Origin of the sequence: Methanoculleus sp. UBA413 (genome assembly GCF_002502935.1) — an archaeon.
Taxonomy (GTDB): Archaea; Halobacteriota; Methanomicrobia; order Methanomicrobiales; family Methanoculleaceae; genus Methanoculleus; species Methanoculleus bourgensis.
Genome location: NZ_DAQR01000034.1, coordinates 20,047 through 28,957 on the forward strand (window position 1 = coordinate 20,047; position 8,911 = coordinate 28,957).

General features: G+C 61.8%; 5 protein-coding genes and 1 pseudogene. 4 read left to right on the forward strand and 2 right to left on the reverse strand.

What is annotated here, in order from left to right:
- A pseudogene (gene uvrC / locus BP858_RS02690) lies at positions 1-849 on the forward strand (excinuclease ABC subunit C); the annotation flags it as partial.
- Entirely contained in the window at positions 846-2,774 is a 1,929-nt protein-coding gene (gene uvrB / locus BP858_RS02695; protein WP_062264719.1) for an excinuclease ABC subunit UvrB, read from the forward strand. The pseudogene uvrC and the gene uvrB, both read left to right, overlap by 4 nt.
- Before the next feature lie 276 nt (positions 2,775-3,050).
- Here uvrB and BP858_RS02700 read toward each other — a convergent pair whose 3' ends face one another.
- Positions 3,051-4,085 carry an mRNA surveillance protein pelota gene (locus tag BP858_RS02700; RefSeq protein WP_286878780.1) on the reverse strand — a complete coding sequence of 345 codons (1,035 nt, stop codon included), beginning with the start codon at positions 4,083-4,085 and terminating at the stop codon, positions 3,051-3,053.
- Positions 4,082-5,962, reverse strand: coding sequence for a ribosome rescue protein RqcH (gene rqcH / locus BP858_RS02705; protein WP_349680558.1), 1,881 nt, complete (start codon positions 5,960-5,962; stop codon positions 4,082-4,084). The genes BP858_RS02700 and rqcH overlap by 4 nt, the downstream gene beginning before the upstream one ends.
- A gap of 737 nt (positions 5,963-6,699) precedes the next feature.
- Here rqcH and BP858_RS02710 point away from each other — a divergent pair.
- Both BP858_RS02710 and BP858_RS02715 read left to right on the forward strand, forming a co-directional pair.
- Entirely contained in the window at positions 6,700-7,065 is a 366-nt protein-coding gene (locus BP858_RS02710; protein ID WP_337589747.1) for a hypothetical protein, read from the forward strand.
- Positions 7,066-7,071: 6 nt separating this feature from the next.
- Complete coding sequence (locus tag BP858_RS02715; RefSeq protein ID WP_281767728.1) at positions 7,072-8,844, forward strand: ribosome biogenesis/translation initiation ATPase RLI; 1,773 nt, start codon at positions 7,072-7,074, stop codon at positions 8,842-8,844.
- Positions 8,845-8,911: the final 67 nt, after the last annotated feature.

Here is an 8,911-nt window from a genome sequence, read left to right on the forward strand (position 1 = left end):
CAGAAGACCTATAACGAGGATATTGTCAACTATATCGCAAGCGACGGGACCGTCTTCCTCATGCTCTTCAACGTCTACCGCGGAACGCTTGCCGGGAAGCACGAGTATACCTTCGATGCGACGGAGGGGTTCCTTGAAGAGTTCCTCACCCGCTACTACGCAGACCACGATCCCCCTGAGGAGGTGATCCTCCCTGAGGCGGTGGATGATGCGGTCGCAGACTACCTCTCCCACCTCAGGGGCGGCAAGGTCAGGATGGTCGTGCCGCAGCGGGGCGAGAAGAAGAAACTGCTCGACCTGGTGCGGAAGAACGTCGAGATCGGATTCTTCGGCGACCGGATCAAGGTGGAGGAACTGAAACGCTGCCTGCACCTCCCGGCTCTCCCGGTCGTGGTCGAGTGCTTCGATATCTCCCACCTCTCCGGCACGGCGATGGTGGGCTCGATGGTCCGGTTCAGGTGGGGACGACCTGATAAGCGGAACTACCGGCGCTTTAAGATACGCACGGTCGAGGGCATCGATGACTTCGCCGCCATCGCCGAGGTGGTCAGGCGGCGCTACTCGCGGCTGCAGAGGGAGGGGGGCGACCTCCCTGACCTGATCATCGTCGACGGCGGAAAGGGGCAGCTTGCAGCGGCCGGTGCGGTGCTCAGGGAACTCGGGATCAGGGTTCCGATCGTGGCCATCGCAGAACGCGAGGAGGAGGTCTTCGTGCCCGGATTCACCCATCCCCTGCCGCTTGACCGGCACGAGAAGGCGTCGCTCTTCATCCAGGAGATACGCGACGAGGCGCACCGGTTCGCGATCACCTACCACAGAACCCTCAGAAGGAAGACGGTGACACCATGACGGCATTCAACCTTACAGCGGATTTTGCGCCCCGGGGATCGCAGCCCGACGCTATCCGGGACCTCACAGAGGGGATCGCCGCCGGCGAGCGGTTCCAGACCCTGCTTGGGGTCACCGGGTCGGGGAAGACCTTCACGATAGCGAATGTCATTGACGAGGTCCAGAGACCCACGCTCGTCATCGCCCACAACAAGACGCTTGCGGCCCAGCTCTACAACGAGTTTCAATCGTTCTTCCCGGAGAACCGGGTGGAGTACTTCGTCTCCTACTACGACTACTACCAGCCCGAGTCCTACATCCCGAAGCGCGACCTCTACATCGAGAAGGACGCCCAGATCAACCCGAAGATCGAGCAGATGCGCCTTGCGGCCACCGCATCGGTCCTTTCACGCCCCGATACGATCGTCGTCGCCTCGGTCTCCTGCATCTACGGTCTCGGGAACCCCGCGAACTTCCGGGGGATGGGGTTTGAGGTGAAGGTCCGGGACCGGATGCTGCGTGACGATATCATCAGGCGGCTCATCGATATCCAGTTCGAGAGGAACGACATTGAGCTCGCGCCGGGCCGGTTCAGGGTGAAGGGCGACACCATCGATATCGTCCCCGGCTACTTCAACAACGTCATCAGGATCGAACTCTTCGGGGACGAGGTGGACCGGATCAGCGAGATCGACCGGGTCTCAGGGCAGCGGCTTGAAGCGATGGACTACTTCTTCGTCTACCCGGCCCGCCACTTTGTCGTCCCGGAGGAGGAGAAGGAGCGGGCGATAGCCTCCATCGAGAAGGAACTCGATGAGTGGCTCCCGAACCTCGGCATGCTCGAGGCGCACCGCCTGCGCCAGCGGACCCTCTACGACATCGAGATGATCCGGGAGACCGGGACCTGCAAGGGGATCGAGAACTACTCCCGTCACTTCGACGGGAGGAGGGCCGGGGAGCAGCCCTACTGCCTGCTGGACTACTTCCCTGAGGACTTCATGATGGTGATCGACGAGAGCCACCAGACGATCCCGCAGGTCCACGGGATGTACAACGGTGACTACTCGCGGAAGAAGTCGCTCGTGGACTACGGGTTCCGGTTGCCGTCGGCGTTCGACAACCGGCCGCTGAAGTTCGACGAGTTCTCGCGCTACATGAGAAACGTCATCTTCGTCTCGGCGACACCGGGGGACTACGAACTGAAGCGCTCAAGCGTGACCGAGCAGATCATCCGGCCGACCGGGCTTGTGGACCCGGCGGTCGAGGTACGGCCGATCGAGGGGCAGATTCCAGACGTAATCGAGGAGATCCGGGCCACGATCGACCGCGGGGACCGGGTGCTCCTGACGACGCTTACAAAGCGGCTCGCCGAGGAACTCTCCGGTTACCTGGCAGACCAGGGGATCAAGACTCGCTACCTCCACTCCGAGATCAACACCATCGAGCGGACCGAGATCATCAGGCAACTCCGCCTCGGGAAGTACGATGTGCTCGTGGGGATCAACCTCCTGCGGGAGGGGCTCGATATCCCGGAGGTCGGGTTCGTCGGTATCCTTGATGCCGATAAGGAAGGGTTCCTCCGTGACGCCCGGAGCCTGGTCCAGATCATCGGGCGGGCCGCCCGGAACGTGAACGCAAAGGTCGTGCTCTACGCCGACACCATGACCGACTCCATCAAGAAGGCGCTTGCCGAGACCGAGCGGCGGCGCACGATGCAACTCGCGTACAACGCAAGGCACGGCATCACGCCGCAGACGATCACAAAGCCGATCCGGGAAAAAGAGGTCGAGATCACCGACGTTAAGCACGTTCCAAAGCAGGAGATCCCGAACCTGATCATCGAACTCGAGGCCGAGATGCGGGAGGCGGCGGAACGCCTGGAGTTCGAGCGGGCGATCGCGCTCCGCGACACGATCAGGAAGCTTGAGGAGAGGGCGCCGCAGTAAGACTATGGGTTATTGGCGATCACGCCTCCCCCCGTCCAGGTCTGCCATACACAGGTGCTCCACGCGAAGCCTTGACGGGGCGTTGCAGGTGCCCGGACAGATCTTCGCGTGCTTCTGCGTGAGTTTTCAGCACAGGGAGTGATCGAGCCTCACGCGAAGGCGCGAAGACGCGAAGGACGCGAAGGGGCGTTGCCTACATCGATTATCAAAATTCGCGCTCTCCCGCGTGCTTCGCATGAAGCAACAATCGCGTGGAATATGGGATGCAATGTTCCACTACATCGGCGACCCGATCGTATACCGCAGGAGCGCCGCAGCGCCGCCGAGGGCCTCCAGGCGCTCCCCGGGTTCGAACTCGGTGCTCATCACCACGACCGATGCGCCGACGTACTCGGCCTGCTCGATGAGACCGGTAACCTCCTCATTCCGGAGCAGGATATCTGAGACAAGCACCGTCTCGGCTGCGCCATACGCGATCGCCCTTCGCACCTCGTTAATACCGTAGGCGACGGCACCCTCGGTGGCGATCCTGAGCAGGACTTCGTCCATCAACCTGACCTCCCTTGCGAGGTGGAGGTCGCCGAGCAATCGATCGAGGACCCCCTGCCCGATGACCTCCTGCACGGCCCCCCGCCCGATACGCCGCGTCTCGACGACGAGCATCCGTTCCGCGAGGTCGGGCGCGTCTCTCCTCACGTAATCAGCAAACTCCTCCTTCACGAATCCCGGACCCGCCACGACCAGGGGTCCGGTGATCATCGTGAGCACCTCAAGCGTCTTCTCGAAGAGCACCGACCGGGTGCCGGTATCCGCACCCTTGCTGCTCCCGGCCGTGATGGTGGTCACCCACTCAGGGCCGAACTGGCGCAGCCGGTAGACCTGCGCCTCCCCCTCTTCAACGCTCACGACATGGACCACGCCGTACGCGGAGGCATCGACGGCCCGCTTCAACCGTTCACAGTCAAAGGATCGCCACCGCTTGATGACCGATATCTCGAATCCCGGTTCGACGTTGAGGGTGTGGTGCGAGCTGACGTCCACACCGCTCTCGATGACCCCGGCGATGCGGAGGCGGTTCGTGTGCTGGTGGAACTCCACCTTCTCGACCCTGATACCGAGCCTGACCGGCCGCTTCTCCACCTTCTCAGGCCGGATCTTATCGGTTGCCGCCTCCACGCTCCGGAATGTCGTCGCGAAGACGAGATCGCCCGGCCCGACCAGGTGGGAGAGGTGCCAGAGATCGTCGAGCGTCTCGGGAAAGAGCCGTATTTCGCCAAACTGTCTCTTTATCTCCCTGACTTCAGCCTTCATGGTTCCACGATATCGGAGCCCCCGGGCGGGACGAACGCAGCGACCGCCTCGGTGTTCAGGGCGCCCTTGAGCCCTTTCCACTCATCCTCCGGGAGTTTCTCCCTGAGTGCCCGGATCACCTTCTTTGCTATATCGTTTGGCTCATACTGCCCGGGCTGGAGTGTTACCCATACCTTCGCACGCCCGGTGACGGCCCCGGGCGGGCCGCCGATGACGGCGACCTCGGGCGCCACCTGGAGGCCGATCGCCACCCCTACGGGCACGTTCCTGAAGTACTGCCGCTCTCCCCTGACGATGAAGGCACCCCGCGCCACGTATTCACCCGACTCGGCCGTCTTGCTCACCTGGTCCGGGCGGGCGGCGTAGACGTCGGCCGAGAAATGCCCGGCCTTCCAGGCGTTGGAGTAGGACGCGGCGAACTGTGCGGCCTCGTCCAGGTGTTCGGTGGCGCCCTTCACGATGACGACGCTTCCCCCATGGACGTCGGCGTGGATGAAGAGGTCCCCGCCTTCCATGTACTTCTTGACAAGTTCCTCGTTCTGGGAGGCATCCCGGCCGCCGATGACGAGAACGCCGTCTGAGGTGGAGAACCACCGGAACCGGTGGTACCACCGTTTCTTCTGGAAGACCAGGTGCTGCTTCCGCCGGGGCTTTACGGTGATCGCCCGCTCCATAGCCGCAAGGGCGCCCGCCTTCTTCTTCTTGAACTTCTTTATCTGGTCGTAGTAGCGGCCGATGTTCTGCTCGATTGTCTCGTGGACATAGACCTTCACCCGCTCTCCCGCGAGATCGAGTTCCACCGCCGCTTCCGCCGGGTGGACCGCACGGATCATCTTCGCGGCCGCGTTATCGCTGTTTGATTTGAGGATCTGCTCGATCTCCTGCCACGACCGGTCTCTGCTCGCCGCATCAAGCGTCGTTATGACCCCGGTGACGGCCGTGTAGTTCTCGTAGAGCACCTCCACGACCCGCTCGTAGCGCCGGATCTTCTTCTCAAAACCCTTTATCGCCTCCGCCTGGCGCTGGCGGATCACCTCTTCCCGGGAGAGACGGGGTTTTTCAGCTGCGGCTTCCTCCTTCTCGCCCGCTACCTTCGGGTAGAACGCGTCCAGAGCCTCGCTGAAGGTCTCAAACCGCTCGCGGACCTCCTCGCCGGCCAGCACCACCGGCCAGCATCCCGACTGCGTGATCACCGGGTCCCGGCGTCTCCCGACGTCGGCCATCAGGCGGTCAAAGGCGTCCTTGACCGCCTCTGCGTCCACCTCTGTGGCTGCGGCGCTCTTCTCAACGCTCGCCATCAGGCAGACTTCTTCGGCATACGCGCCGCCGAGCATGCACCCGACGGCTAACGTCCTGACAATATCGCGGTCAGACCCTGCAAGCATCTCCCGGAACTCTTCGGGCGAGAGCGCCGAGCAGTCGGTCCCTTCGAAGGCGTAGACCACGCCCGGGATCACGTCCCGGTTCTTGAACCGGTGGTGCCAGAGGGGCTTGATGATCGTGTACTCTTCGTCACAGAGGATTGCGTTCCCCTCGTCGAAGAGTTCGAAGATGAGGTGGTAGGTCGTATCTCTCTTCCCGATATCGATGCTCATGGTGCGCTCGATCCCGAGCTGGCGGATGCCGAGCACTTTTCCGCCCTCAAGGTGCTTGCGGAGCAGCATCGCAAAGCTTGGTGGATACTTTGGGGGTTTTGGGAACTCTGCGGTGAAGTGGATGCGCCGCCTGGTCTCCACGAGCAGCAGGTATTTTGCCCGGTCCTCCCCGTTTAACCTGATACCGAGGGTCTTCGCATCGAACTGGTAGATCTTGCCGACCCAGAGCGGGAGACGATCGGCAGCCTCCGCTACCAGCGCCCGAAGATCGACTCCGCTCATTCCCTGTAGTGTAGCCATTGATTCCAGAATACATTCGGTCCGGTACCTAAATAAGGGTACTACCGGCGGCAGGAGCCTGGGGTTTGCCGGGATCCGGCAGCTGTTCTCCCCCGGAGAGGTGGCACCAGGTGGGGGTGTCTGTGCCCGGGCGTGAAGAGAACCGCAAAGCCTCCTGCTGCTTTTGGGCAGGTACTATCCACGCACCCCGCCCGCAGTCTTCGCGGCAACGCGGGAGTTTTCAGCACAGAGGGTGTCCGAGCCTCTCGCGTTGGCCGCGGAGGGGCGTTACAGGTACCCAAGACAAGTCTTCGCGTCCTTCGCGCACTTCTGCGTGAGTTTTCAGTACGGGGGCAGTAGAGCCTCACGCGAAGAGCGCGAAGCCGCGAAGGGGCGTTACAGGTACCCGGACAGATCTTCGCGCTCTTCGCGTGAGATACTGTACAAGGGTAACAAACAAGGCCTCTCGCGTTGGCCGCGAAGTAAAGTTGCCAGCATGTACCGCTTCGTCTTCGCGTCCTCCCGCGTGAGACCGGCGATCTACACCAGGACCAGCACGATAAGGTAACATGCTCCGCTACAGGATCTCTCCGGTTTGTGCCCGGGGCCCGGAGGTACTTATCTTTATAACCGGAGAACACCCTAATACTATAAGAATTCCGTCAATCCGGGAAGTCGCCTGCAGCCGCCGGAAGAGGCATGCAACCGTTCCCTTCCAGGAATAGCGTAATACTGGTGTCATGATGAGCGATAATGCGGTAGCAGCAGAGGCTGAAACGACACGGCCGCGGACACGTGCCGAGAAACAGGTCGAGCACAGAAGTCGAATAAAACGGACGCTTGTAGCCTGTTTCATGGGTATCCTGACAGGGGCACTCTCATTCTATCTCTCCGGCACACCGGACCCGGCCACCGGGCTCCAGGCCAACAACATCATCGGCCTGCTTCTTCTTGCGGCGGGCGTGGTCTTCCAGAAGCATGTCTTCATGCTTCTTGGGGTTGACTACCTGGAGTTGACCGGCAAGGACTGGTTCTACCAGAGTTTCATGACGTTCGCGCTCTGGTTCATGACCTGGACACTCCTTTTAACCACTACTGTTCTGTGATCACCCATGCGAATTGCTGTTGTACACCGTGATCGGTGTCACCCCATCAAGTGTGGCACCGAGTGTATCCTCTACTGTCCCCGCGTCCGGACCGGCGACGAGACCGTCGTCATCGGCGAAGACCAGAAGGCCGTCATATCAGAAGAGCTCTGCGTAGGTTGCGGCATCTGCGTGAAGAAGTGCCCGTTCGAGGCGCTTGATATCGTCAACCTCCCTGAAGAACTCGACCAGCCGACCCACCGTTACGGCCAGAACGGGTTCGTCCTCTACGGGCTCCCGATCCCGGTCGAGGGCAAGGTCACCGGCGTTCTCGGGCCAAACGGTATCGGAAAGAGCACGGCGGTCAAGATCCTCTCAGGTATGCTCGTCCCGAACCTGGGGATGACCGACGCCCCGGTATCCTGGAAGGACGTCCTCGACCTCTTCCAGGGGACCGAGCTCTTCGACTACATCCAGTTGCTCTCGCAGAAGAACGTGAAGGTCGCCGTAAAACCGCAGTACATCGACCAGATCCCGAAGGTCTTCTCCGGGTCGGTGCGCGACCTCCTCACGACCACCGACGAGCGCGGCCGGCTCGACTACTACGTCGACCGGTTATCGCTCAGGCCGATCCTCGACCGGACAATCGGGAACCTCTCCGGCGGCGAACTCCAGCGGGTGGCGATCGCTGCCTGTCTGGCACGGGACGCCGACTTCTACTTCCTCGACGAGATCACGCCCTATCTTGACGTCTACCAGCGGATGGCCGCCGCGAACCTGATCCGCGAACTCGCCCAGGAGCGGCCGGTCGTGATCGTCGAGCACGACCTCGCTATCCTCGATATGCTTGCCGACACCGTGCATATCGCTTACGGAGAACCGGCGGTCTTCGGCGTCATCACCTACCCGAAGGGCGTCCGGGTGGGGATCAACCAGTACCTGGAGGGCTTCCTCCCAGAGGAGAACGTCAGGTTCAGGGACTTTTCGGTGGCGTTTGAGACCCGGGCCCACACCACGGAAGTGAACCGGGAAGAACTCTTCGCGTTCCCGGCGATGACAAAGCGTTTCGAGCAGTTCTCGCTTGTCGTCGACGGCGGGGAGATCCGGAGCGGCGAGGTCCTCGGGGTCGTCGGGGCGAACGGTATTGGGAAGAGCACGTTCGCAAAGCTCCTTGCCGGGGTGCTTGAGCCCGACACCGGGTCGATGGATACCAGAGTGCGGATTTCCTACAAGCCGCAGTACCTCAAAGGCGACACTGAGGCGACCGTCGAGGAGATCCTCAGGCAGACGACGACGAAGTTCGACACATCATTCTACCAGCACGAGATCCTAGAACCCCTCTCCCTCACACAGGTCCTCCAGGCGCCGATAAACACCCTCTCCGGCGGCGAACTCCAGCGGGTGGCGATCGCGGTCTGCCTCTCGCGTGACGCCGACCTCTACATCCTGGACGAGCCGAGCGCTCACCTCGACGTGGAGCAGCGGGTCAAGATCTCCCGGCTGATCCGGAGGCACGCCGAAGGACGGGACGCGAGCACGCTCGTGATCGACCACGACATCTACGTGATCGACATGATCAGCGACCGGATCCTGGTCTTCGAGGGTGAGCCCGGCATCAGCGGCAAGGCTACGGGGCCGTTTGATATGGCGCCGGGCATGAACCGGTTCCTCGCGGCGCTCGGGATCACGTTCCGGCGGGATAAGACCGGACGGCCGCGGATCAACAAACCGGGGTCGTTCCTGGACCGGGAACAGATGGCTGCCGGCGAGTACTACTACGCTGAGATCTCGAAGTCCTGACCGGCACCGGCCAATCTCTTCTTTTGCGAGAAATGCACATGGGGGTAGTGTATCATTTCATCTAATA

Coding starts and splice junctions, on each gene's coding strand:
- BP858_RS02715 (WP_281767728.1), top strand. CDS start 7,072: ATGCGAATTGCTGTTGTACACCGTGATCGGTGTCACCCCATCAAGTGT.
- BP858_RS02710 (WP_337589747.1), top strand. CDS start 6,700: ATGATGAGCGATAATGCGGTAGCAGCAGAGGCTGAAACGACACGGCCG.
- uvrB (WP_062264719.1), top strand. CDS start 846: ATGACGGCATTCAACCTTACAGCGGATTTTGCGCCCCGGGGATCGCAG.
- rqcH (WP_349680558.1), bottom strand. CDS start 5,962: ATGAGCGGAGTCGATCTTCGGGCGCTGGTAGCGGAGGCTGCCGATCGT.
- BP858_RS02700 (WP_286878780.1), bottom strand. CDS start 4,085: ATGAAGGCTGAAGTCAGGGAGATAAAGAGACAGTTTGGCGAAATACGG.